The sequence below is a fragment of the Streptantibioticus rubrisoli genome, from assembly GCF_024436055.1.
GTDB lineage: Bacteria > Actinomycetota > Actinomycetes > Streptomycetales > Streptomycetaceae > Streptantibioticus_A > Streptantibioticus_A rubrisoli.
In genome coordinates, this window is sequence record NZ_JANFNH010000017.1 from 92,443 (window position 1) to 113,642 (window position 21,200).

Sequence of the window (21,200 nt, forward strand, 5' to 3'; positions counted from 1 at the left end):
AAACGGGGACCCCCAGCCGCCGACGGAAAGTCAGCGGCCAGGGAGCTCCCAGGATGACGGTCAGTGGTTGGCCGCGCCATTCCCGGACAGAACCGGGATGTTGTCCAGGATGTGCGACAGCGGGGCGTCGCCCTGGCTGAAGCTGGAGTTCTCCGTGCACATCTGGCTGCCGTTCTGGTTGACGATGTCCTGCAGCTGGACGTTGATCGGGATGAGGTTGACGATCGGCACGTTGGCCTGGATGTTCCGGACCGGCACAGCGATGCAGGGCTTGTTGAGCGTGCCCTGGACCAAGCCGATCTGCGGGCTCATGTAGCCGCCGGTGGTCGTGTTCCCGTACCTCTGCTCCGAGCCGTTGCCGTTGGCGGAGTTGGGGCCGTGGTCGTCGCCGATGGCCATCGCCGGCGCGGCAGAGACACCAACGATGGAAGTGACCACCGCAGCTGTAGCGAGAATCTTCTTGATCACGCGAGTTTTCCTTCCGATCCTGGAGCGCCCCACTACCGGAGCAGACTGCACAACTCCCGGCGCAAGGAGAAGTTCCTATCGTTCACCCTCCCGGCCCAATTGCATGCGCCACCGGGGTGCGCAATTCGAGGAATGGAATCCGCTGCTGTGTTCGTGCGCCGCCCACGCATTCCGCAGCCGCCCGGCCGCAGCCGCCAACCGCCAGCCGCGGCCCGGTGCTCCGGCGCGACGCGGTGGCGCTGAGCGTAGGATTCCCGGGTGGCGTCTGAGGCAGAGGAACCCGAGGAGCCGCTGGTCACCATCGCGCCGTACGCGCCGCCACCGCCGGAACCGCTGGACCGGCCGTGGGTCGGGCCGATGTTCGTCATCGGCGTTCCGGTGGCACTGGCGGTGGTCGTCTTCATCGTCTTGTTGTTCCGCTAAGCAGGCCGGGGGAAGTCCGCTGTGGTTCGGTAGCGCCCGGAAGGGGCGCGGGGCTGTGTTCATGTGCGGCTCCGCCGCGTGGGCGCGACCAGTCACCATGGCGCCGCGGATCATCGACGGCACATCGCCGCACTCCCAGCGGAGCGCCTAGCTCCGGGCCGCCGCGCGCAGCGCCACCGCGATCCCGTCGTCCTTGGGGCCCAGCAGGCTCGGATCCGGGCGCACCAGCACGTTGAAGGCCGCCTTCGACGCCGCCGCCACCTCCCTTACCCCGCCGAAGTACCAGGTGGCGTCGTGCGGCTCGGCCACGCCCACGCCGTACGCGGAGATGCCCGCGGCCCGGCACAGGTCCAGTGCGCGGCGGATGTGGAAGGACTGGCTCACCAGGATCGCCCGATCCACCCCGAAGATCCGCTTGGCGCGGGCGCAGGAGTCCCAGGTGTCGAAGCCCGCGTAGTCGAGCACCACCCGGTCGGCCGGGACGCCGTGCTGGACCAGGTAGCCGCGCATCGCGCCGGGTTCGTTGTAGTCGTCGCGGCTGTTGTCGCCGGTCACCAGCAGGGCGACGACCTTGTGGTTCCGGTACAACCGCGCGGCGGTGGCCAGCCGGTGGGCCAGGTACGGCGACGGCGCGCCGTTCACCAGGCCCGCGCCGAAGACCACGGCGACCGGTGCCGCCGGGACGTCGGCCACGTCACGTACCCGGGGCGTGGCTGCGGTGTACATCCAGGTGGCGGGCAGCAGCGCCAACGTGCAGACGGCGGCGGCCAGTTGGACGGTGCGCCGCCAGCCCTTCCGCGTCCTCGGCAGCAGCGCCCGTATGCGTTCACGCATCCCCATGCCCCCCGTTGTCGTCCTTCACCGCAGATCACCGACGCCGATCCCGGCGGGCCGGTTCCCGCGATGACATGATGACGGATCATGGACGCTGGCCGCCTGCCCGTATTCGTCTACGGCACGCTGCGTCCCGGTGAGGCCAACCACGGGTTGCTGCGCGGCCGCACCGCCGCCGAGACGCCCGCCGTGCTCAGCGGTGCGCTGCTGTACGAGGGCCCCGGGTATCCGTACGCGGTGGACGATCCGGGCGGCGGCGAGATCCACGGCGAGCTGATCGATCCACTGCCGCAGGTGTACGAGGCGGTGCTGGCGGATCTGGACCGCCTTGAGGAGTACGTGCCCGGCGCGCCCGGCAACCTCTACGAACGCGTCGCGCGCGAGGTCCGGCCGACGTCCGGTCGGCCGCGGTCGGCGTGGGTCTACTTCGCCGCTCCCGCCACGGCTCGCGTGCTACGGGCCAACGGGGTGCCCATCCGGAGCGGCGACTGGCGGCGGTAGACCTCCCGGCGGGCGGCCCCGGTGGGGCACCGCCGGACCGCGTCGACACCCAACTCCCATACTGGAACGGGTGCTTCACTGGAACCGATGCTTCAGGGACGATACGTCCCCGCAACGCCGACGCAACCGACCGTCGCCAGACTTGGGTCATGAAGGATGTGACGCCCGAGCCCGAGTCCGGTTCCGACTTCGATATCGACTTCGACGGTGTGTTCGACAGTACGGCGCAGCTCGTGTCCCTGGTCTCCCGGCAGCTCAGTGCGCAGCTGACCCGGATAGCCCCGCCCAGTCGGCGTACCGCCGCGACCGCGGAGGCCCGCCCCGCCGCCTGACCGGGCCGGAACCGGTCCGGCGCGGTGACGCGCGGGCGCGGCTGTCAGTGGCTGCGGTTACCGTCGCAGTATGGACTGGAACCACCCGGTGGCGACCACCACCGGCGCCCCGTACGACGAAGCGGCCACCGAGCGCTGGGTGCCCGAGCCGGACAAGCGGCCGGGCCGCACCGCGTTCCAGCGCGACCGCGCCCGGGTGCTGCACTCCGCCGCGCTGCGGCGGCTCGCGGGCAAGACCCAGGTCGTCGACCCGGCCGCGGCCATGCCGGAGGTCAACACCAGTCCGCGCACCCGGCTGACGCACTCCCTGGAATGCGCCCAGGTGGGACGGGAGTTGGGGGCGGCGCTGGGCTGCGACGCCGACCTGGTGGAGACCGCCTGTCTGGCGCACGATCTCGGCCATCCGCCGTTCGGCCACAACGGCGAGCAGGTGCTCGCCGAAGTCGCCGAGGAATGCGGGGGGTTCGAGGGCAACGCGCAGTCGCTGCGCCTGCTGACCCGGATAGAGCCCAAGCGGTTCACCACCGACGGCTCGGGCAGCGTCTCCAGCGTCGGCCTCAACCTCACCCGTGCCGCGCTGGACGCCGCCACCAAGTACCCCTGGGGGCAAGGAGATCACCCCGCGGATCCGGCGTCCCGCAAGTTCGGGGTGTACGAGGACGACGCACCGGTCTTCAACTGGCTGCGGGCGGGCGCCCCGCCCGGCCGCCGGTGCTTCGAGGCCCAGGTCATGGACTGGTCGGACGACGTCGCGTACTCCGTGCACGATGTCGAGGACGGCCTGATGGCAGGGCACCTCGATCCGAACCTGCTGCTCGCCGAGCCGGAGCGGCAGGAGGTCTACGCGGTGGCCTTGGGCCGGTACGCGCCGGACGCGGCGCCGGACGAGCTGGCGGAGGCGCTGGACCGGCTGCTGGACCAGGAGTGGTGGCCGCACGGCTACGACGGTTCCGCCCTCGCGCAGGCCCGGTTGAAGGACGCCACCTCGCAGCTGATCGGCCGCTTCTGCCTGGCGGCGGAGCGGGCCACCAGGGACGCGTACGGTCCCGGCCGCCTCACCCGGTACGCGGCGCAACTCGTTGTGCCGCGGGGCGTACGGCTGGAGTGCGCCGTGCTGAAGGCGGTGGCCGACCGGTATGTGATGCAACGCGCCGACCAGGCCAGACGCCGGGCCGAACAGCGTGTCGTCATCGCGGAGTTGGCCGAAGCCCTGGTGGCCAGGGCCCCCGAGGGCCTCGACCCCCAGTTCCGCGGCATGCACGAGGCGGCCCCGGATGACCGGGGCCGCCTCAGGGTGGTCATCGACCAGATCGCGTCCCTGACGGACGCCGCGGCGCTGACCCTCCACCACCGCCTGACCCGGTAACGCGTCCGAAGACGCCACCCCGGGGCTACGCCGCGTGCCGCCTGCGGCGGCCTTTTGGGGGTGCGGCTGCGTTCCGCACCGCCGGGCTGCGCCGCGTGGGTTGTCCGCCGTCGCGGCGGGGAGTGGGGACCGTCAACGGAGGCTGCCGCCAAGCACAGCGCCAACCAATCCCCGCCGCCACAGCCGAGGCCGCCCCCAAGCGCAGCAGCAACCACCCGGGGACCCACCGCAACGGAGGCGTAACCCCCAAGCGCGCAGCCGAAGCACGGCCAGCGCCCTCAAGCACGGCCAGGCCCCCCGAGGGCGCAGCCAAAGCGCGGCCAGCACAGCGAAGCGCGTAACCAAAGCGCGGCCAGCGCCCCAAGCGCAGCCAGTCCCCCTCAAGCGCGCAGCCAAAGCGCAGCCGCCGCCAAGCGCGGCCAGGCCACCCGAGCGCGCGGCCAGCGCCCCAAAGCGCAGCCCCCGCCGCCAAGCGCGATGCACAACACGCCACCCCCGCCGCGACGGGCCACACCCACCCCCGCCGCGACGGCGGACGACCCCCACGGCGCAGCCCGGCGGTGTCGAAACCGCCCGCACTCCAGAAAGCCCCCCGGGGCGCGCCGCCCGATGAAAAGCGAACCGTGGCCGGGGGGTGACCATCACCCTCCGGCCCCTGCACCATGGAGATCGCAGGCCAAGCACCCCCACGGTGCGGCGCCCTTCACGTGGGCCGTACGGTGCGGGACGCTCCCTGAGGACGGATTCACCGGGGGATTCCGCGCGAGGAGGCGCACAGTGGTCGACGCACACCAGACGTTCGTCATCGTCGGAGCCGGACTGGCCGGGGCGAAGGCAGCCGAGACCCTCCGGGCCGAGGGCTTCACCGGCCGGGTGATCCTCATCGGCGACGAACGCGACCACCCCTATGAACGTCCCCCACTGTCCAAGGGCTATCTGCTGGGCAAGGACGACCGCGACTCGGTCTTCGTCCATGAACCCGCCTGGTACGCCAGCGCGGACATCGAGCTCCACCTCGGCCAGCCGGTCGTCCACCTCGACCGGGTCGCCAGGACCGTCACCCTGGGCGACGGCACCGCGCTGACGTACGACAAGCTGCTGCTCACCACCGGCGCCGAGCCACGGCGGCTGCGCATTCCCGGCACCGATCTGGCGGGCGTACACCACCTGCGCCGACTGGCGCACGCCGAGCGGCTGCGCGGCGTCCTCACCTCGCTGGGCCGGGACAACGGCCATCTGGTGATCGCGGGCGCGGGCTGGATCGGCCTTGAGGTGGCCGCCGCCGCCCGTGAGTACGGCGCGGAGGTGACCATCGTCGAGCCAGAACCGACCCCGCTGTACGCCGCCCTCGGCCCCGAACTCGGCGGGGTCTTCGCCGACCTGCATCGCGAGCACGGCGTCCGCTTCCACTTCGGCGCCAAGCTGACCGAGATCGTCGGCCAGGACGGCATGGTGCTCGCCGCCCGTACCGACGACGGCGAGGAGCACCCGGCGCACGACGTGCTCGCCGCGATCGGCGCCGCACCGCGCACCGCGCTCGCCGAGGCGGCCGGGCTCACCCTCGCCGCCCGCGCCGACGGCGGCGGCATCGCGGTGGACGCCGCGCTGCGCACCTCGGACCCCGACGTCTACGCGGCGGGTGACTGCGCCTCCGCCCAGCACCCCACCCTGGGGCTGCGGCTGCGCGTTGAGCACTGGGCGAACGCGCTCAACGGCGGACCCGCCGCGGCGCGCTCGATGCTGGGGCAGGAGGTGTCGTACGACCGGGTGCCGTACTTCTTCTCCGACCAGTACGACCTGGGCATGGAGTTCTCCGGGCACGTGGCGCCGGGCAGCTACGACGAGGTGGTCTGCCGTGGCGATGTGGGAAAGCGGGAGTTCATCGCCTTCTGGCTGGGGCGGGGCGCGGAGGGGGCCCGGGTGCAGGCCGCGATGAACGTGAACGTCTGGGATGTGACGGACACCCTCCAGCAACTCATCCGCTCCGCCCGGACCGTCGACCCCGACCGGCTGGCCGACCCGAGTGTCCCGCTGGAGTCCTTCCTGGAGTGACCCGCCGCCCGGGAACTGCTGTCAGCCCGCCCGTCGCCCACCACCCTCAGAGGCGAGCACCGCTGTCACACTTCAACCGTAGAATTCTTGCGTGGCGGGCAGGATCCGGGATGAGGATGTGAAGGCGGTTCGGGACGCGGTCCCGATCGACGCCGTGGTGTCCGAGTACCTTCAACTCCGTCCGGCGGGCGGTGGCAACCTCAAAGGGCTATGCCCCTTTCATGATGAGAAGTCCCCTTCCTTCCAGGTAAGTCCGAGCAAGGGGCTTTTCTACTGCTTCGGTTGCCAGGAGGGCGGTGACACCCTCGACTTCGTCATGAAGCTCGACCACCTCTCCTTCGCCGAGACGGTCGAGCGGCTGGCCGCCCAGGCTGGCATCACCCTGCGCTACGAGGAGGGCGGCTACACCCCCGGCAGCCAGAAGGGCGAGCGCACCCGGCTGGTCGAGGCGCACAAGATCGCCGCCCAGTTCTACGTCGACCAACTCGGCGGCACCGAGGCCGAGATCGGCCGCAAGTTCCTCGCCGAGCGCGGCTTCGACCAGGCCGCGGCGCAGTACTTCGGCGTCGGCTACGCCCCGGCGGGCTGGGACCACCTGGTCCGCTTCCTGCGCGGCAAGGGCTTCACCGACAAGGAGCTGCTACTCTCCGGGCTGGCCAGCGAAGGCCGCCGCGGCCCCATCGACCGGTTCCGCGGTCGACTGATCTGGCCGATCCGCGACATCACCGGAGAGGTGATCGGCTTCGGCGCCCGCAAGCTGCGCGAGGACGACAACGGGCCGAAGTACCTCAACACCCCCGAGACCCCGCTCTACAAGAAGTCCCACGTCCTCTACGGGATCGACCTCGCCAAGAAGGACATCGGCAAGACCGGCCGCGCGGTGGTGGTCGAGGGCTACACCGACGTCATGGCCTGCCACCTCGCGGGTGTCACCACCGCCATCGCCACCTGCGGCACCGCCTTCGGCGAGGACCACATCAAGATCCTTCGCCGGGTGCTGATGGACAACTCCGGCTCGCAGGTGGTCTTCACCTTCGACGGGGACGCGGCCGGTCAGCGCGCCGCGCTGCGCGCCTTCGAGGACGACCAGAAGTTCGCCGCCCGCACCTCCATCGCGGTCAGCCCCGGTGGCATGGATCCGTGCGAGCTGCGGCTGGCCGAGGGCGACGCGGCGGTGCGCAACCTGGTGGACCAGGCGCTGCCGCTGTTCGACTTCGCCATCCGGTCCACCGTCGCCCGGCACAACCTGGACACCGCCGAGGGACGCGCGGCGGCGCTGGAGGAGGCCGCACCCATCGTCGCCGGGATCAAGGACGCCGCGATCCAGCACGAGTACGCCGTCCAACTCGCCGGAATGCTGGGCATCCTGGAGGTGGACTTCGTGGTCCGCCGGGTCGGGCAGCTCGCCCGCTGGCAGCGCGAACGCGGCCGCCAGCCGGACCGCCAGCGCTCCGCCGCCCGTACCGCGCCCGTCGCCGGGCCGCAGCAGGCCACGGCGAGACCCACCGGCCCCCGGCTCGACCTGCGCAGCCCGCACCACCGCGTCGAGCGGGAGCTGCTCAAACTCGCCCTGCAGTACCCGCAGTTGGTCGCCCCGGCCTTCGACGCCTACGGCGAGGACGAGTTCACCGCGGCCCCCTATGCCGCGGTCCGCCGGGCCATCGCCGCGGCCGGGGGAGTGGCGGCGGCCGACGGCGACTACCTCACCCGGGTGCGGGACGCGGTGCCCGACGACTCGGTACGTGCCATGGTCACCGAGCTCGCCGTCGAGCCGGTGATGCACAAGGCGCCCGACATCTACGCGGGAGAGGTGCTGGTCAGCGTACGGCTGGCGGCGGTCAGGCGCCGGGAGGGCGAGCTGCGCGCCAACCTCGCCCGGCTCGGCCCGCGCGCCGACCCGGCACAGATCACCGCCGTGCAGAACGAGCTGTGGGCGCTGCAGCAGTACGGCAACCGGCTGCGCGACCAGGGCGCCGCAGGCCTGTGAATCGTAGTCGCGCGAACGCTACCGGTAACGAGAGCCGAAGAAACTGACCGCACACCCCTCGTAGTCGAGGCGTCTCGTACCGCACACTGGGTCCGGTGCCTGAGTCCTCGGAGCGCGGAACGCCAGAACCTCCCGGCCGTCCGCTCACGGTGTACCCCCGGACGGACAGCGGCGTGGCCGCAACCGTTCCACTGCCGTACGCCTCCGAGTCCGTGACCGCGCTCAGTGTGGAGGCCGTTCCTGTGCAGACGCAGATCCTCGCCCCCCAGGCCGACAGTGCCGTCCAACTCGCCCCCGTGGACGCCAGGTTGGAGTCCGAGCTGGAGCGGGTGCCCGCGCAGAGCCGTGCCGCAGCGCACCCCGAGGCCGAGGTACTGGTCGACGGGAGAGTCGACAGCGACGAGCCGGAGCCGGAACGTGCTCATCCGGGCGAGGTGTCCGGACCGTCGGCCGATCTCTTCCGCCAGTACCTGAGGGAGATCGGCCGAATTCCGCTGCTGACCGCCGAAGAAGAGGTCGAGTTGGCCCGCAGGGTCGAGGCCGGGCTGTTCGCCGAGGAGAAACTGAGCAACGCCACCGACCTGGACTCCCGGCTGGCCGGTGAACTCGACCAACTCGTGGTGCGGGGAAGGATGGCCAAACGCCGCCTGATAGAGGCGAATCTGCGGCTGGTCGTCTCGGTCGCCAAGCGCTACGTGGGCCGCGGGCTGACCATGCTCGACCTGGTCCAGGAGGGAAACCTCGGCCTGATAAGGGCGGTTGAGAAGTTCGACTACGCGCGTGGCTACAAGTTCTCCACCTACGCGACCTGGTGGATCCGCCAGGCGATGAGCCGTGCCCTGGCGGACCAGGCGCGCACCATAAGGGTTCCGGTGCATGTGGTGGAGCTGATCAACCGGGTGGTGCGGGTCCAGCGCCGTCTGCTGCAGGAACGCGGCTTCGAACCGGCCACCGCCGATGTGGCGGCCCAGCTCGACCTCACCGAGGAGCGGGTCACCGAGGTGCTACGGCTCGCCCAGGAACCGGTCTCGCTGCACGCGCCGGTGGGCGAGGAGGACGATGTGGCGCTCGGCGACCTCATAGAGGACGGCGACGCGGCGTCCCCCGTCGAGTCGGCCGCCTTCCTGCTGCTGCGCGAGCACCTGGAGGCCGTACTGTCCACGCTCGGCGAACGCGAGCGCAAGGTCGTGCAACTGCGTTACGGGCTGGTCGACGGTCGCCCACGGACCCTGGAGGAGATCGGCCGGATCTTCGGCGTGACGCGGGAGCGGATACGCCAGATCGAGTCCAAGACCCTCAACAAGCTCCGCGACCACGCCTTCGCCGACCAGCTACGGGGCTATCTGGACTGATCCGCCGTGGGGCCTGCCCCGAAGGGGCGCGGGGCTGTGTTCATGTGCGGCTCCGCCGCGTGGGCGCGACCAGCCACAACGGCGCCGCAGACGGCCGACGACATATCGCCGCACTCCCAGCGGAGCGCTCACAGCGCCGCGAACGCCCCCGGATGCGTCTGGTCCCGTACCGCGCGGTACTGCTGCCGTACCGACGAGCCGACCGCCAGGTCGTCCGCGCCGGGTTCGGCCAGCCTGCTCCCGGAGAGCACCGCCGACTCCCAGTGCGGCGGCTCCTGCGGCGACAACGAGCCCTGCTGGACGCCCAGCGCCCAGGCCGCCTGGCGGGCCGCGCCCAGCGCCGCGTAGTCGGCGGGCGGCGGTACCACCACCGGCACCCCGAACAGCCCCGGCGCCATCGCCTGTACGGCGGGCAGTTCACCGGCCGGGCCGAGCAGGAACACCCGGCGCACCGCGACCCCGCGCCCGCGCAGCACGTCCAGCGCGTCAGCCAGCCCGCACAGCGTTCCCTCGAACGCGGCCCTCGCGAGGTGTTCCGGCTTCATGCTTTCGCGTCGCAGTCCCGCCAACAGCCCGGCGGTGTGCGGCAGTTGGGGAGTGCGTTCGCCCTCCAGGTACGGCAGCAGCACCAGCCCGTACGAGCCCGGCGTGGACCGCAGCGCCAGCTCCGACAGCCCGGACAGATCGGTCCCCAGCAGTTCGGCGGCGCCGCGCAGCACCCGTACCGCGTTGCGGGTCTGCACCACGGGCAGGTGGTGGCCGGTCGCGTCGGCGAGCGAGGTGATCAGGCCGGAGGGGTCGATCAGCGCCTCGTGGTGCACCGCGAAGACGGTGCCGGAGGCGCCCAGCGCCACCACCGCGTCGCCCGGGGCGAGGCCGAGGCCGAGCGCGGCGGCCATGTTGTCCCCGGTTCCGGCGGAGATCAGCAGCCCCTCCGGAGTGTGCCCGGCGGCCTCCGCGGGGCCCAGCACCTCGGGCAGCCGCACCCGGTGGCCGAGTGCCAGCTCCACCAGGTCGGTGCGGTAGCCGCCGGTCGCCGCCGACCAGTAGCCGGTGCTGGAGGCGTCACCCCGGTCGGTGGTGCGGCGGGCGGGGCGGCCCAGCAGCTGCCACACCAGCCAGTCGTGTGGAAGCAGTACCTCGGCCGTGCGCTGTGCCGAGGCGGGCTCGTGCTGGGCGAGCCAGCGGAGCTTGGAGATCGGATACGCGGCCTCGGGCACCGAGCCGGTCGCCTCCGCCCAGCCGCCGGGGCCGCCGAGCGCCTCGGTGAGGTCGGCCGCGGCGATCTGCGCCCGCCGGTCGTTGCGCAGCAGTACCGGCCGGACCAGCACCCCGCCCGCGTCCAGGGCGACCAGGCCGTGCTGCTGGCCGGAGACCCCGATGGCCTGGACCCCTTCGAGCAGCCCGTCCTTGGCGGCCTCGCCGAGTGAGAGCAGCCATGCCTCCGGGTCGATCTCGGTCTGCTTGCCGTCTGACTCGGTGGGATGCGGGGCGTACCCCTGTCGCAGCACGGCGCCCGTGTCGGTGTCACACACGACGACGGTGGTTCCTGCGGTCGAACTGTCCAAACCGGCGACTATCCCCATAGCGCCAGATCATGCCGTATTCGTGCGCCGCCGCGTATCGCGGGATCAGGTGTTGCTGGTGCCCCAGTCGTCCTCGTCCGACGCGCGCTGTTCGCGCAGCGAGCGCAGCCGTTCGGCCACCGGGGCGGGCAGCCGCCCGCTGATCCGGGTGGAGAACGCGCCGACGGCCTTTCCGGCCAGTTCCCGGCTCTGCTGGCCCGCGGACTCCACGGTGTTGCGCACCGCCGGGTTCTGCGCGATCCGCTGGGCGGTCTTGCGCAGTTGCTCGTACCGCTCGTGTCCGGCGCGCGCGCCGAGCACATAGCCCACGGCGGCTCCGGCGATGAACGTCAGCCGATAGCGCATGGCTCCACCCTTCCCTCGTTCTGGCGTACCTGCTGCGTTCGTCAGCATGCACCGGTTCGGCGCTCGGCGCCTACCCGCTGTAGCCGTGTGACAACCGCGGCGATACCGGTTGGCGGAGCACCCCCCTGCTTGCGCTAATGTATGTGTCGCAGCGAGCGCACGCCGCCGGGGAGGCCCGGATGTGGGTGCGTTCGAGGCACACAGAGCATTCCTCCGTAGCTCAATTGGCAGAGCATTCGGCTGTTAACCGAAGGGTTACTGGTTCGAGTCCAGTCGGGGGAGCTCGGTCCCCTGTAGCTCAATTGGCAGAGCAGCCGGCTGTTAACCGGCAGGTTACTGGTTCGAGTCCAGTCGGGGGAGCACAGCTCAAGGACCCCCTTTGGGGTCCTTATTTGTATGGTTGGGAACCGGATCCCCGGCGGGTGAAGTCCTCCCAGCCGTGCGTGTGTGACCCGTGAGGGCGACAGATCGTATGAGCGGCTATGCTGCGGCAGACGGTGTGCACGGCAAAGCACGGCACGCCGTACGGGGCGTTAGCTCAGCCGGTTAGAGCAGCGGACTCATAATCCGTCGGTCGTGGGTTCGAGTCCCACACGCCCCACCAGGGTTCCATCGTGCAGAACCGTTTTCACCTGCGAGGGAGCCACGCCGTAGTGTCCCCCGGATGGCCCGGGGGACACTTGGGGATCGTGGGCTCGGCCACCGCTCGGACGAACTGCGAACGATCAAGGTCCAGTCCTCCGACGGCGTAACCGTGGCAAGCCACCCGGACGGACGCCTGGGCACCACGAGCCCCACACATCAAAAGGCAGCGCGGCCCCCGCGGCGGCTCGGACGGAGTGCGGTGTGGTTGTCCGCGGCGGTGAGGTGGACGGCGTAGCCGCCGTGAGGGATCAGTGGCACTGTCAGCGGATTGGGCCCAGGACGGCCGTGTAGTCCTCTCCGCCGTACAGGGACTCATAGCGGATCTTGAGCGTGAGTCGCCGATTGATCAGGTCCTCCAGTTCGGCGTGGCTCTGCGGGTCGTAGCTTGCGACACTCAACAAGAACTGTTCGTAGTCGGTCGCGATGACCTCGCCTTGGTTGAAGGTTACGGCGGAAGGGCGCACCGACAGGCGGTCGCGGACGTGGTCGACACTGGGGGCGTTCCAGGCGCCGATCACTTCGTCGTCAACGATGAGCGTGCTGTCGACGATGAGCGCCGGCCCGAGTCCGGAGTTGACGAGCCGGATCCCCGCTCTGCCTCCGATCGGCCAGCCGCGGTGTAGTTGGAGTATCGGGCGCACCGAATGGCGGTTGTGTTGCCGCGTGGCGTGCGCCTGGTAGACCGAGACGACCAGCGACGCGACAGCGATCACGACCGCGCATATCGCGGTGACGGTCTCTGCGTTCATCCCATCCTCCTGCGAAGTCCGCTCGCGCAGACGGTATCCGGACGGACGCGGTGGAGCCGACAAACCGCTGGCGGCGGGCCGTGGGCGGCTGCGATCATGGCCGGTGTGACCGCGACCTTCGTTCTCGTACACGGACAGAACAGCAACGCCGCCGCGTGGGGCTCGGTACAGCGGGGGCTGGGGCTGCTGGGGCACCGCACGGTGGCCGTCGACCTGCCGGGGCACGGCCCCGAGGCGCCCTTCCTGCCTGCCTACCAGGCGCCGCAGGACCTGGACGCGCTCGGCCGGGAGCCGTCCGCGCTGGCCTCGGTGACGCTGGCGGACAACGTGGAGCGGGTCACCGGGGCGGTGCGCCGGGTCGCGGAGCACGGGCCGGTGGTGCTGGTCGGGCACAGCCTCGGCGGGCTGACGATCAGCGGTGTCGCGGCGGTGGTGCCGGAGTTGATCGACCGGCTGGTCTACGTCTCCGCGTGGTGCTGCGTGCAACTGTCGGCGGGGGAGTACGCGCAGGCGCCGGAGAACGCCGACAGCGCGCTCGCCGCGACCTCAGGGCTGCTGGTCGGCGACCCGGCGAAGATCGGCGCGCTGCGGCTCAACTGGCGTACGTCCGACGCAGCCGTGCTCGCCGCGCTCAAGGACGCGGTACTGGCCGACGGCACCGAGCAGGAGTTCCTGGCGTACCTCAACACCCTTGAGCCCGACGAGTCGTTGGCCGTGCTCTCGACCGACGCCCGGGTGGACGCCGCCACATGGGGCCGGGTACCGCGCAGCTACGTACGGCTGACGGCCGACCGCAGCATTCCGGTGGCGTTGCAGGACCGCTTCATCAAGGAGGCGGACGCGCTTACTCCCGACAACCCGTTCGATGTGCGCTCGATCGACAGCGGGCATGTCAGGGCGCTGCTTCGCGGGACGGAACTCACCACAATCCTGGACGAGTTGGGGCACCGCTGCCGATGACCGGCAGCGGCACCCCGGCCGTCTCAGCCGCGCAGCAGCACCGGCAGCGTCCGGTGCCCGTTGGATATGAACGACTCCACGCTCTCCAACCGCTCGGCCGGTACCGCCAGTTGGACATCGGGGAACCGCTCGAACAGTGCCGGGAGCGCGATCGCCGCCTCCAGCCGGGCCAGCGGCGCGCCCAGGCAGTAGTGCACACCGTGGCCGAAGGCCAGATGCTCCTTGTCGACGCGGGTGATGTCGAACTCCTCGGCCCGCTCGCCGTGGTGCCCCGCCGCCTGGTAGTTGGCCAGGATCGGCTCGCCCTTGGCGATCAGCACCCCCTCCAGCTCCACGTCCTCCACCGCGTAGCGCAGCGGAAGGTGCGCCACAGGCGCGCGGTACCGCAGCGCCTCCTCGATCACGTCGTCCCACGAGGCCCGGCCGGAGCGGACCAGCGCCAGTTGCTCGGGGTGGGTGAGCAGGGCGTGGATGGCGTTGTCGATGAGGTTGACGGTGGTCTCGTGCCCGGCGCCGAGCACCAGGAGCAGGGTGTCGACCAGTTCGTCCTCGCTGAGCCGGGTGCCGTCGTCCTCGTTGCGGGCGGCGATCAGCACACTGGTCATGTCGTCGCCCGGCTCTGACCGCTTGATCTCCACCAGTTCGCGCAGGATCTGGTACATCAGCTGGTAGTTGGCCGCCGCCTGCTCGGGGGTGTTCGCGGTGGCGAACACCCCGTCCACCGCCCTGCGCAGCGGCTCGTGCTGGTGGTCGGGGACGCCGAACAGCTCGCAGATCACCTGGATCGGGATCGGGTACGCGTACTCCTCGCGCAGATCGGCGCTCTGGCCGTCCGGTACGGCGGCCAGCCGGTCCAGCAGCCCGGTGGCGATCTCCTCGATCCGCGGCCGCAGCGCGGCGGTGCGGCGCGCGGTGAACGCCGGGGCGACCAGCTTGCGCAGGCGCCGGTGGTCATCGCCGTACGCGGTGAACATGTTCGTCACCGCCACCCAGGTGTACAGCTGCCAGTCGGGCGGGATCTCACCGGCCGCGAAGGCGGGCCAGTGCTGGTGGGAGTCCTTGGAGATCCGCGGATCGGTCAGCAGCCGCTTGAGCAGGTCGATGCGGCCTACTGACCACGCCACCACCTGGCCAGGAAGTTCCACCCGCGTCGCCGGGCCGCGCTGGGCGATCCTGGTCGCTTCTCCGGCGGTGTCGCGGCCGGCCGGGTCGATGACATGGGGCTGGCTGTCCATCGTTTGTCTCCAGGGGTCTCGTCGGGCAGGGCGGACGGCGAAACGGGAGTCGGCACCGGGAGCGGCCCGGCGGCGGGAGGCGCCGGGCGCGGCGCCGGTGTGGTCGGCACGGCCGGGGGCAGGGGGGCGGCCACCGGGGGGAAGCGCACCGGCAGCGCGGTGAGCGCCCGCTGGAAGGGACCGGGGCGCCACTCCAACTCCTCGGCCGGTACGGCCAGTTCGATGTCCGGCAGCCGGTCGAGCAGCCGCTCCATGGCGACCGCCGCGATGATCCGCGCCTCGCGGCGGGCCGGGCAGGAGTGCGGTCCCGCGCTCCACGCGAGGTGGGCGCGGTTGCCGGAGCGCCGGTCGGCGGCGAGGCTGGGATCGGTGGTGGCGGCGGCGAAGCTGATGACCACCGGCTCGCCCTCGCGCAGCGGGTATCCGGCCACCTCGGTGTCGTAGAACGGGTAGTGCACGCCGTAGTTGGCCATCGGCGGGTCGGTCCACAGCACCTCGTCGAGCGCGTCCTCCACCGGTAGGCCGCCAGCCCCCAGGTCTCCGGCGAACCGGTCGTCGGACAGCAGCAGCCGCAGGCCGTTGGCGATCAGGTTGTGCATCGGCTCGTTGCCCGCGCCCATCAGCACCACGAGCTGGTGGATCATCTCCTCGTCGGTCAAACGGGCCTCATGGGCCATCAGCCAGGAGACCAGATCCGCGCCGGGCCGCTTCCGCTTCTGCTCGACGAGGGTGACCAGGGTGTTGGTGAGGAGTTGGTCGGCCGCCTCCGCGTCGATTCCGTCGAAGATCCCCTGCAGGCCCTCCTGCAGCCGATCACCCAGCTCGGGCGGGCAGCCGAAGATCTGGTTCATCACCAACTGGGGTAGCAGCCGGGCGTAGTCGGCCAGCAGATCGGCCTGTCCGGTCGGGCCGAACCGGTCGATGACGGCGTCAGCGCTGCGTTCCACATAGCCCCGCAGCGCATGCGGGTCGACCCTCGCCAGACAGTCGTCGATGGCGCCGCGCAGCCGTTGGTGCCGATCGCCCTCCGCGTAGAGGGCGTTGGGCCGCCAGGTCATCATCGGCACCACGGGGTTGTCCTGCGACACCCGCCCGTCGGCCAGTGCCCGCCAGCGCCGGGCGTCCTTGCCGAACGTCTCGGTGCTGCGCAGCACGTGCAGCGCGGCGTCGTAGCCGAGCACCAAGGTGGCGTCGACGCCGGGCGCCAACTGCACCGGCGCCAGCGGGCCTTGGCGGCGCAGCCGCTGGTAGACCGCGCCGGGATCGCGGGCGAAGTCCACGCCGTACAGCGGGGTGGCGCCGGACCCGTTGGGGTACGCGGGGTAACTGGACTGCCGGGGCCGGTGGGCCGGGCAGCCGGGCGGTGCGAGGGCGTCGTCCGGGGGACGGTTGGTCACGCGTGCTCCTGGCGGTTGCGGGAGTACAGGTACTGGACGAGCGAGATCAGCGCCTCGGTGGACGACCTGCGGTCGCGGGCGTCACAGGTCACCAACGGGGTTTCGGGCAACAGGTCGAGCGCCTCGCGCAACTCCTCCTCGGCGTACACCGGTGCGCCGTCGAAGTGGTTGACGGCGACCGCGTACGGCACACCGTGCTCCTCCAGCAGGCCCATCACGTCGAAGGAGTGCTCAAGGCGCCGGGTGTCGGCGAGCACCAGGGCGCCCAGCGCGCCGTAGGTCATGTCCCGCCACAGCTGGGTGAAGCGCCGCTGGCCGGGAGCGCCGAACAGGTAGAGCACCAGATGGTCGTTGAGGGTGAGCCGCCCGAAGTCCATGGCGACCGTGGTGGTGGTCTTGTCCGGGACACCCGCCAGGTCGTCGGTGAGCGCACCGGCCTGCGTCATGGTCTCCTCGGTGCGCAGCGGCCGGATCTCCGACAGGGTGCCCACGAATGTGGTCTTGCCCACGGCGAAGTGTCCTACGACGAGCAGCTTGACGGCGGTCCGCACCGTCTCGGGCAGATACACGCCGTCAGAGGCGAGCACGGAGCCCATCGAGGACCTCCTGGAGGATGGCTGGTTCGGGGAGTTCGGCGGACGGTATGGGGGAGCGGGTGACGATGTGGCCGCTGTCCACCAGGTCGCTGAGCAGCACCTTGGTGACGCTCACCGGGATCCGCAGGTGCCCCGCCACCTCGGCGAGGGACAGCGCGCCACCCCGGCACAGCTCCATGACGCGGCGCTTCTCCGGGCTCAGGCCGCCCGTCTCACCACGTGCGGCGATCACCAGGGTGACCAGGTCGAGGGTGTTGCGGGTCGGATGGGCGCGGCCGTCGGTGATGACGTACGGCCGTACCAGCCCCCGCCTCCTGCCCGCGGAGGTCATGCGGTCCTGCCCACGTCCTGCCGTGGCGGACTGGTCAACTCCTTGCCCAACCGGTCGACCAGCTTGTGCATGCGGAACGTGACCGCTTCCATGTCCACGTCGGCCGCGGCGGACACCGCCAGGTACGCGCCGGGCCCGGCCGCCACCAGGAAGACGAACCCGTCCACGAACTCGATCAGGGTCTGCCGCCAGGCGGTGTCCGGGTCGTCGCAGAACTCGGCGGTGGAGCGGCTGATCGACTGGAGCCCGGCCAGCGCGGCGGCCTGCCGCTCCGACTCGTCCCGGCTGATGCCCTTGGAGTGCGCCCGCAGCATTCCGTCGGCGGACAGCAGGATCGCGTGCCGGGCGCCGGGGACGGCCAGTGCGTCGTCCAGCATCCAGCCGAGCCGGTCGTTGGAGGTCTCGTGCAGTCCGTTCATGTGTGGGGATTCCCTTCGTGGTCCGATGAGGAGGCACGGCCGGACCGGGTGCCGCGGGCGAACGCCCCGATGATCGCGGCGGCGTCCTGCGCCGAGCGGCCCTGCGGGGCCTCGGGCGCCGGCCGCTCGGCCGCCGCGGCGGGTTCCGTCAGCGGCTGCCTGCGGCGGCGCTTGGGCAGGCCGCCCGCGGTCGAGCCGTACACCGGGGCGGGCTCGGCGCCCGACGGCTGGGCGCCGTCGCTTTCCGGAACGAGTTCGGGCACCGCCACCGGGCCGCTCGGGCGTTTGGGCGCCGCATGCCGGGCGGTGGACGGCGCACGGGTGCGCACCGAGTCGGCGCCCTCGTCGGGCACCGGGGCGAGCAGCGCGCTGGGCAGGAAGACCACCGCCCGCACCCCGCCGTACGGGGAGCGGGTGTCGACCGAGACGCTGAAGCCGTAGCGGGCGGCGAGCACGCCGATGGCGGCGAAGCCGAACTGCGGCGGGTCGCCGAGCCGGGTGATGTCCACGCTCTGCCCGGCGCCGGTCAGCAACTCGGTGGCCCGGCGGATCTCCTGCTCGATCAGACCGACACCGGCGTCGTCGATGACGATGGCCGTGCCGTTGTGCGCGGGTTGCAGGTTGACCTGCACGGTGGTGTTGGGCTGCGAGTGGCGGGCGGCGTTGTCCAGCAGCTCCGCGACGGTGAGCACGACCGGTTCGACGGCCCTGCTGACCACGGCGACCTCGACCTGCGCGTGCACCTCGACCCGGCGGTAGTCGCGGATCCGGGAGGTCGCGCCGCGCACCACGTCCTCCAGCGAGGAGGCGGCGCGCTGGCGCCCCGGCCATGAGCCGCACAGCACGGCGATGGCCTGCGCGCGGCGGCCGAACTGGGCGTTGGTGTGGTCGATCGCCAACAGGTCCTGCAGCACATCGGGGTTGTCGTGCCGCTCCTGCATCTCGGAGATGGCCAACTGCTGTTCGTTGGCGAGGCCCTGCAGGGCGCGCATCGAGGCCATCAGCGCGGCCTTCGCCGACTGGTCCGCACGCGCCTGAGCGGTCTGCGCGGCCCGGCTGAACAGGTCGGACACCATCTTCAGACTGTTCGCGTACTCGGACCCGGCGAGGTGGCCGTGCAGCAGTCCCGGCGCTCCGGCGGGCTGGTGCGGACCGGCCTCCATGAGCGCGGGCAGCCGGACGGTGGCCAGATGGCGGACTTCCTCGTCACGGGAGCGCACGCTGTCTTCCAGTGAGGCGACGCTCCGGCGCAACCGGGCACTGATCTGCCGTTGGCGTATCAGCAGGACCACGACGGCCAGTGCACCGGCCAGTAGGCACCAGAACACCGCCTCCGGTATGTGTCGTGTCATCAGATCCTCGGGACGGGGGCGGGGGATCACGGCCTGTGCGGCGGATCTTACCCAAGGCCACCGCACGTCTGAGCGAGAAGCGAATGGTCAACCGCCTTATCACTGGCGGCATTTGGGGTGAGGTAGGGGTCGTAAGGGGGTGAGTAGGGGGTTGGTCGGCGTCGCTGTCCGCTACTGACCTGCGACTTCCTGTACCGGTCATATGTCGGCGGCCAAACATTTCGGTGACCGATGTAACCTGGAAGTGTCGGACACCACGCCGCGAGGGAGAACTCATGAGGGGTCCGCTGACCCCGGCGCCGCCACGCCGCCGCCCCTGGCCCACGTTCCTGCTCCACGAACGCCCCCGGCCGGACCGGATCCGCAACCGCCCCGGCGCCTGGTGGCTGGCGGTGGGCACGGTCTGCTTCGGCGCCTTCATGGGCCAGCTCGACGCCAGTATCGTCACGCTCACCTACCGCGGGCTGCGCACCGAGTTCCACGCACCGCTGGCCGCCGTCGAGTGGGTCTCGCTGGCCTATCTGCTCGCCCTGGTCGCCCTGTTGGTGCCGATGGGGCGGCTCGCCGACGCGCACGGGCGCAAGCTGCTCTACCTCTACGGGTTCGTGGTGTTCACCGCGGCCTCCGCGGCCTGCGGTCTGGCGCCCACGCTCGGCGCCCTGGTCGGCTTCCGCGTGGTGCAGGCGGTCGGCGCGGCCATGATGCAGGCCAACAGCGTGGCGCTGGTGGCCACCAGCGCGCCACGCGACCGGATGCGGACCGCGCTGGGCGTACAGGCCGCGGCCCAGGCGCTCGGCCTGGCGCTCGGTCCCACCGTCGGCGGCGCCCTGGTCTCCACCCTCGGCTGGCGCTGGGTCTTCGGCATCAACGTGCCCATCGGCGTGGTGGCCCTGGTCGCGGGCCACTACCTGCTGCCCAGGACCCGCAGCCGCAACACGGCCCGAAGCTTCGACTGGCCGGGGCTCGCGCTGCTCGCGCTGGCCACCACCGCCGCGCTGCTGGGCGTCTCGGCAGCCTCCGGACTCGCCGTGCCCGGCTGGGGCGCGGCCGTACTGTTCGCCGTCGCGCTGGCCGCGGGCTGGGGCTTCGTCGTACGGCAGGGGCGGGCCGCCACGCCGCTGCTCGACCTGGCGCTGCTGCGGCTGCGTCCGGTGGCGGCCGGGCTCGTGGGGGCGCTGTGCGGGTATCTGGTGCTGTTCGGGCCGCTGGTGTTGGTGCCGGTGGTACTGACCGGTGCGGGCTCCTCCGAACTCGCGGCCGGGCTGGTACTGACCGCGCTGCCCGCCGGGTTCGCGGTGGCGGCCACCGGCGCGGACCGGCTGCTGCCGCACGGGATGAGCGACCGGGGGCGGTGCGTGGTGGGCGCCGCGCTGTGCGCCGGGACGTTGGGGGTGCTGCTCGTGGTGCCGTTGGGCGCGGTGTGGCTGACGCCGCTGTTGGCGGTGCTGGGGGTCGGGCTGGGCGTTTTCACGCCCGCCAACAACACGCTGATCATGGGGGCGGTGCCCAGCAGTTCCTCCGGTACCGGGGGCGGTCTGGTCAACATGGCGCGCGGGCTCGGCACCGCGCTCGGGGTGGCGCTGGTGACCCTCGCGCTGCACCTTTCGATGGGGTACGGGGCGCGGCTGGCGCTCGTCCTGCTGCTCGCGGCCGCGGCGCTGGCGGCTCTCGCGGCCTGGTGCAGTCCACGAGCGACTAGGGTCTAGTCATGCCGCCCCGGTCCCGATCCTCCGCGCAGTCCCAGGACGCCCGGCTGCTCACCGAAGCCGTCACCCGGCTGCGGCGGGCGCTGCGGGCTTCCATACGCACCGACTATCCGTGGGAGCAACTTCCCATGGCGCAGGTGGAGTTGCTCCAGGTGCTGGCCGAGCACTCGCCCGCCAGGATCGGTGATCTCGCGGCGCGGCAGCGGCTGGCCACCAGTACGGTGTCCGGCCTGATAGGCCAGATGATCAATGCGGGCCTGGTGGCCCGCGCGGTGGACCCCGCTGACCGGCGGGCCTCCGCGGTGACGCTCACCGATGCGGGGCGGGCCCAGCTGGCGGCCTGGGCCGATGCGCATGAGCGGCGGTTGGACGCCGCGCTGGGGGCACTGGACGAGGGGGAGCGGGAGGTCGTGCGGGCGGCGCTGCCAGCTTTGTTCCGCTTGGCGGAACACCTGGACGAGACGGCCGCCTCGCGCTGCCGTTAGGGGTCGCAGTCACCCCGACCCACCACCGGACAGAGCGCGACGGCAACCAAAAGCCCAGGACAAACGGGTGGGCGGGTGG

At 71.5% G+C, this 21,200-nt stretch carries 21 protein-coding genes and 3 tRNA genes; 13 read left to right on the top strand and 11 right to left on the bottom strand.

Annotation, left to right across the window (positions count from 1 at the left end):
- Positions 1-60: 60 nt before the first annotated feature.
- Positions 61-468 (bottom strand): rodlin, encoded by a 408-nt coding sequence (locus NON19_RS16650; RefSeq protein WP_255928838.1) that lies wholly within the window; start codon positions 466-468, stop codon positions 61-63.
- A 258-nt stretch (positions 469-726) separates the two neighbouring features.
- On the opposite strand from NON19_RS16650, the gene NON19_RS16655 reads away from it, so the two are divergent.
- The gene (locus NON19_RS16655) at positions 727-891 is read left to right on the top strand and encodes a hypothetical protein (protein ID WP_255928840.1); all 165 of its coding nucleotides are present in this window, start codon (positions 727-729) and stop codon (positions 889-891) included.
- Between the two features lie 147 nt (positions 892-1,038).
- On the opposite strand, the gene NON19_RS16660 is transcribed toward NON19_RS16655, so the two are convergent.
- Positions 1,039-1,725 carry a SanA/YdcF family protein gene (locus NON19_RS16660; RefSeq protein ID WP_255928842.1) on the bottom strand — a complete coding sequence of 229 codons (687 nt, stop codon included), beginning with the start codon at positions 1,723-1,725 and terminating at the stop codon, positions 1,039-1,041.
- Between the two features lie 87 nt (positions 1,726-1,812).
- Here NON19_RS16660 and NON19_RS16665 point away from each other — a divergent pair, with 87 nt between their 5' ends.
- From NON19_RS16665 to NON19_RS16690, 6 genes are all read left to right on the top strand, one after another.
- Complete coding sequence (locus NON19_RS16665; protein WP_255928844.1) at positions 1,813-2,226, top strand: gamma-glutamylcyclotransferase family protein; 414 nt, start codon at positions 1,813-1,815, stop codon at positions 2,224-2,226.
- 149 nt (positions 2,227-2,375) lie between these two features.
- Positions 2,376-2,558 (top strand): hypothetical protein, encoded by a 183-nt coding sequence (locus tag NON19_RS16670; protein ID WP_255928846.1) that lies wholly within the window; start codon positions 2,376-2,378, stop codon positions 2,556-2,558.
- Positions 2,559-2,628: 70 nt separating this feature from the next.
- The gene (locus NON19_RS16675) at positions 2,629-3,924 is read left to right on the top strand and encodes a deoxyguanosinetriphosphate triphosphohydrolase (RefSeq protein ID WP_255928848.1); all 1,296 of its coding nucleotides are present in this window, start codon (positions 2,629-2,631) and stop codon (positions 3,922-3,924) included.
- A gap of 777 nt (positions 3,925-4,701) precedes the next feature.
- Entirely contained in the window at positions 4,702-5,976 is a 1,275-nt protein-coding gene (locus NON19_RS16680; protein WP_255928850.1) for an NAD(P)/FAD-dependent oxidoreductase, read from the top strand.
- A gap of 91 nt (positions 5,977-6,067) precedes the next feature.
- Complete coding sequence (gene dnaG, locus NON19_RS16685; protein ID WP_255928851.1) at positions 6,068-7,963, top strand: DNA primase; 1,896 nt, start codon at positions 6,068-6,070, stop codon at positions 7,961-7,963.
- 95 nt (positions 7,964-8,058) lie between these two features.
- Positions 8,059-9,315, top strand: coding sequence for an RNA polymerase sigma factor (locus tag NON19_RS16690; RefSeq protein WP_372514164.1), 1,257 nt, complete (start codon positions 8,059-8,061; stop codon positions 9,313-9,315).
- A 128-nt stretch (positions 9,316-9,443) separates the two neighbouring features.
- On the opposite strand, the gene NON19_RS16695 is transcribed toward NON19_RS16690, so the two are convergent.
- Both NON19_RS16695 and NON19_RS16700 read right to left on the bottom strand, forming a co-directional pair.
- A complete protein-coding gene (locus tag NON19_RS16695; protein ID WP_255928853.1) occupies positions 9,444-10,901 on the bottom strand; it encodes an FGGY family carbohydrate kinase in 1,458 nt (485 codons plus the stop codon).
- Between the two features lie 45 nt (positions 10,902-10,946).
- A complete protein-coding gene (locus NON19_RS16700; RefSeq protein WP_255928855.1) occupies positions 10,947-11,246 on the bottom strand; it encodes a YtxH domain-containing protein in 300 nt (99 codons plus the stop codon).
- A gap of 209 nt (positions 11,247-11,455) precedes the next feature.
- On the opposite strand from NON19_RS16700, the gene NON19_RS16705 reads away from it, so the two are divergent.
- The 3 genes from NON19_RS16705 (at position 11,456) to NON19_RS16715 (ending at position 11,850) form a co-directional block, all read left to right on the top strand.
- A tRNA-Asn gene (locus NON19_RS16705) sits at positions 11,456-11,528 on the top strand.
- Between the two features lie 5 nt (positions 11,529-11,533).
- Positions 11,534-11,606, top strand: a tRNA-Asn gene (locus NON19_RS16710).
- Positions 11,607-11,773: 167 nt separating this feature from the next.
- A tRNA-Ile gene (locus tag NON19_RS16715) sits at positions 11,774-11,850 on the top strand.
- 301 nt (positions 11,851-12,151) lie between these two features.
- Here the strand turns inward: NON19_RS16715 and NON19_RS16720 are convergent.
- Positions 12,152-12,640 (bottom strand): hypothetical protein, encoded by a 489-nt coding sequence (locus tag NON19_RS16720; RefSeq protein ID WP_255928857.1) that lies wholly within the window; start codon positions 12,638-12,640, stop codon positions 12,152-12,154.
- Positions 12,641-12,736: 96 nt separating this feature from the next.
- On the opposite strand from NON19_RS16720, the gene NON19_RS16725 reads away from it, so the two are divergent.
- A complete protein-coding gene (locus NON19_RS16725) occupies positions 12,737-13,600 on the top strand; it encodes an alpha/beta hydrolase (RefSeq protein ID WP_255928859.1) in 864 nt (287 codons plus the stop codon).
- Between the two features lie 23 nt (positions 13,601-13,623).
- Here NON19_RS16725 and NON19_RS16730 read toward each other — a convergent pair whose 3' ends face one another.
- From NON19_RS16730 to NON19_RS16755, 6 genes are read right to left on the bottom strand one after another with little or no spacing between them, the layout of a single operon-like run.
- A complete protein-coding gene (locus NON19_RS16730; protein WP_308213701.1) occupies positions 13,624-14,745 on the bottom strand; it encodes a cytochrome P450 family protein in 1,122 nt (373 codons plus the stop codon).
- Positions 14,709-16,232, bottom strand: coding sequence for a cytochrome P450 (locus tag NON19_RS16735; RefSeq protein ID WP_308213699.1), 1,524 nt, complete (start codon positions 16,230-16,232; stop codon positions 14,709-14,711). Before NON19_RS16735 ends, NON19_RS16730 begins: the two co-directional genes overlap by 37 nt.
- Positions 16,229-16,828 (bottom strand): GTP-binding protein, encoded by a 600-nt coding sequence (locus NON19_RS16740; RefSeq protein WP_255928861.1) that lies wholly within the window; start codon positions 16,826-16,828, stop codon positions 16,229-16,231. The genes NON19_RS16735 and NON19_RS16740 overlap by 4 nt, the downstream gene beginning before the upstream one ends.
- A complete protein-coding gene (locus NON19_RS16745) occupies positions 16,806-17,159 on the bottom strand; it encodes a DUF742 domain-containing protein (RefSeq protein WP_255928863.1) in 354 nt (117 codons plus the stop codon). The genes NON19_RS16740 and NON19_RS16745 overlap by 23 nt, the downstream gene beginning before the upstream one ends.
- Complete coding sequence (locus tag NON19_RS16750; protein WP_372514165.1) at positions 17,156-17,578, bottom strand: roadblock/LC7 domain-containing protein; 423 nt, start codon at positions 17,576-17,578, stop codon at positions 17,156-17,158. Before NON19_RS16750 ends, NON19_RS16745 begins: the two co-directional genes overlap by 4 nt.
- Positions 17,575-18,930: an ATP-binding protein gene (locus tag NON19_RS16755; RefSeq protein ID WP_255928865.1), complete on the bottom strand. Its 1,356-nt coding sequence runs from the start codon at positions 18,928-18,930 to the stop codon at positions 17,575-17,577. The genes NON19_RS16750 and NON19_RS16755 overlap by 4 nt, the downstream gene beginning before the upstream one ends.
- Positions 18,931-19,205: 275 nt before the next feature.
- Here NON19_RS16755 and NON19_RS16760 point away from each other — a divergent pair, with 275 nt between their 5' ends.
- Positions 19,206-20,636, top strand: coding sequence for an MFS transporter (locus NON19_RS16760; RefSeq protein WP_255928867.1), 1,431 nt, complete (start codon positions 19,206-19,208; stop codon positions 20,634-20,636).
- A gap of 2 nt (positions 20,637-20,638) precedes the next feature.
- Positions 20,639-21,121: a MarR family winged helix-turn-helix transcriptional regulator gene (locus NON19_RS16765; RefSeq protein WP_255928869.1), complete on the top strand. Its 483-nt coding sequence runs from the start codon at positions 20,639-20,641 to the stop codon at positions 21,119-21,121.
- Positions 21,122-21,200 lie beyond the last annotated feature (79 nt).

Coding starts and splice junctions, on each gene's coding strand:
- NON19_RS16660 (WP_255928842.1), bottom strand. CDS start 1,725: ATGCGTGAACGCATACGGGCGCTGCTGCCGAGGACGCGGAAGGGCTGG.
- NON19_RS16665 (WP_255928844.1), top strand. CDS start 1,813: ATGGACGCTGGCCGCCTGCCCGTATTCGTCTACGGCACGCTGCGTCCC.
- NON19_RS16670 (WP_255928846.1), top strand. CDS start 2,376: ATGAAGGATGTGACGCCCGAGCCCGAGTCCGGTTCCGACTTCGATATC.
- NON19_RS16675 (WP_255928848.1), top strand. CDS start 2,629: ATGGACTGGAACCACCCGGTGGCGACCACCACCGGCGCCCCGTACGAC.
- NON19_RS16695 (WP_255928853.1), bottom strand. CDS start 10,901: ATGGGGATAGTCGCCGGTTTGGACAGTTCGACCGCAGGAACCACCGTC.
- NON19_RS16700 (WP_255928855.1), bottom strand. CDS start 11,246: ATGCGCTATCGGCTGACGTTCATCGCCGGAGCCGCCGTGGGCTATGTG.
- NON19_RS16720 (WP_255928857.1), bottom strand. CDS start 12,640: ATGAACGCAGAGACCGTCACCGCGATATGCGCGGTCGTGATCGCTGTC.
- NON19_RS16725 (WP_255928859.1), top strand. CDS start 12,737: ATGGCCGGTGTGACCGCGACCTTCGTTCTCGTACACGGACAGAACAGC.
- NON19_RS16740 (WP_255928861.1), bottom strand. CDS start 16,828: ATGGGCTCCGTGCTCGCCTCTGACGGCGTGTATCTGCCCGAGACGGTG.
- NON19_RS16745 (WP_255928863.1), bottom strand. CDS start 17,159: ATGACCTCCGCGGGCAGGAGGCGGGGGCTGGTACGGCCGTACGTCATC.
- NON19_RS16750 (WP_372514165.1), bottom strand. CDS start 17,578: ATGAACGGACTGCACGAGACCTCCAACGACCGGCTCGGCTGGATGCTG.
- NON19_RS16755 (WP_255928865.1), bottom strand. CDS start 18,930: ATGACACGACACATACCGGAGGCGGTGTTCTGGTGCCTACTGGCCGGT.
- NON19_RS16760 (WP_255928867.1), top strand. CDS start 19,206: ATGAGGGGTCCGCTGACCCCGGCGCCGCCACGCCGCCGCCCCTGGCCC.
- NON19_RS16765 (WP_255928869.1), top strand. CDS start 20,639: ATGCCGCCCCGGTCCCGATCCTCCGCGCAGTCCCAGGACGCCCGGCTG.